1 protein-coding gene is annotated in these 1592 nt (G+C 41.8%); it reads left to right on the top strand.

The annotated features are described in order from the left end of the window. Positions 1-144 precede the first annotated feature (144 nt). Positions 145-1353 carry a NupC/NupG family nucleoside CNT transporter gene (locus VB732_RS22570; protein ID WP_323233134.1) on the top strand — a complete coding sequence of 403 codons (1209 nt, stop codon included), beginning with the start codon at positions 145-147 and terminating at the stop codon, positions 1351-1353. The last annotated feature ends 239 nt before the right edge of the window (positions 1354-1592 follow it).

Genomic DNA, 1592 nt, shown 5'->3' on the forward strand with positions numbered 1-1592 from the left:
CTCCCTGCTCCCTGCCCCCTGCCCCCTGCCCCCTGCCTTGCCCCCTGCCTTTCTCCGGTAATTAACTACAAAGCCATAAAACAAGGCGTATTTTTGTGTATGCTTTGTGGCTAAGTGCCTTAACGATACCTTTTGGGAGTAAATATGGAACGCGCCATATCTGCGTTAGGAATTTTAGTTTTTATCGGTATATCCTACGCCTTCTCGGTTAATCGTCAAGCGGTGCGTTGGCGCTTAGTGGGGTGGGGTTTGGGATTAGAATTTGCATTGGCGCTGGTGATTCTTAGAACTCCTTGGGGCTTGAATGTGTTTAAATTTCTGGGAGATTTTGTCAGCAACTTTTTAGCATTTTCTGATGTTGGTGCCAAATTTGTCTTTGGAGAAAATTTTAAGGATCATTTCTTTGCCTTCCAAGTGCTACCGACAATTATCTTTTTCTCTGCTTTCATCAGCGTTTTGTATTACTACGGCATTTTACAGCGAGTAGTAAATGTGATGGCGTGGGTAATGATAAAAACGCTGAAAACATCTGGTTCTGAATCTTTATCTTGTGCAGGTAACATCTTTTTAGGGCCAACAGAATCAGCGCTGATGGTTAAACCATACATAGCGAAGATGACGCAATCAGAACTTCATGCTGTGATGACGGGTGGTTTTGCCACAATTGCGGGTGGAGTACTAGGCGCATATCTTTCCTTTGGGATACCAGCAGAACACCTAATTGCTGCTTTTTTTATGACTGCTCCGACAGCGTTGGTGGTATCAAAATTACTCTATCCAGAAACAGAAGTATCAGAAACGGTTGGAAAGGTAAAGATAGATGTAGAAACGAATTATGTAAATGTAATTGATGCTGCTACTACTGGAGCCATTGACGGCGTGAAGTTAGCAGTTAATGTTGGAGTGATGATTATCGCTTTTTTGGGATTATTGGCTGCTTTAAATGCATTGCTGGGATGGTTGGGAGCATTTGTAGGTTTACAACAACTCTCATTACAATGGATTTTGTCTTTTGTTATGGCTCCCGTGGCATGGTTGATGGGCGTACCTTGGGCTGATTGTCGGCAAGTTGGGGCTTTATTAGGTACAAAGACAATTCTTAATGAGTTTATTGCTTTTTTAGATTTGAAGGCACTAATTGAAAGTGGTAAAATTTCTCAACGGGCAGTAATTATTGCGACTTATGCCTTATGTAATTTTGCAAATATAGGTTCAATTGGCATTACTATCGGCGGCATTACTGGGATAGCACCTAATCGTCAGCATGATTTAGCTCGCATGGGTGTAAGATCAATGATTGGCGGTTTATTAGCGGGTTTTATTACCGCTTGTATTGCTGGGGTGTTGATTTGAAAAAGAATTCAGGAGTCAGAATTCAGAAGTCAGAATAAAAAATTAGGGGTTTGAATCCTCTACTTTTTCATTGACTATTAATATCATGTCCGGTTAAATAATTGTCATTGCGTACCGCCCTTGGCGTTCCCGCAGGGTACGAAGAGAAGCAATGCCAAACCTTTGCGATTGCTATCTCTACGAGACGCTACGCGAACATTCCACTTCGTTGCACTCGCAATGACATATTATATCAAGTT

This window comes from Nostoc sp. UHCC 0252 (assembly GCF_034931145.1).
GTDB lineage: Bacteria > Cyanobacteriota > Cyanobacteriia > Cyanobacteriales > Nostocaceae > Nostoc.

Excerpts from the sequence above, each read along its gene's own strand:
- VB732_RS22570 (WP_323233134.1), top strand. The coding sequence starts at position 145 with ATGGAACGCGCCATATCTGCGTTAGGAATTTTAGTTTTTATCGGTATA.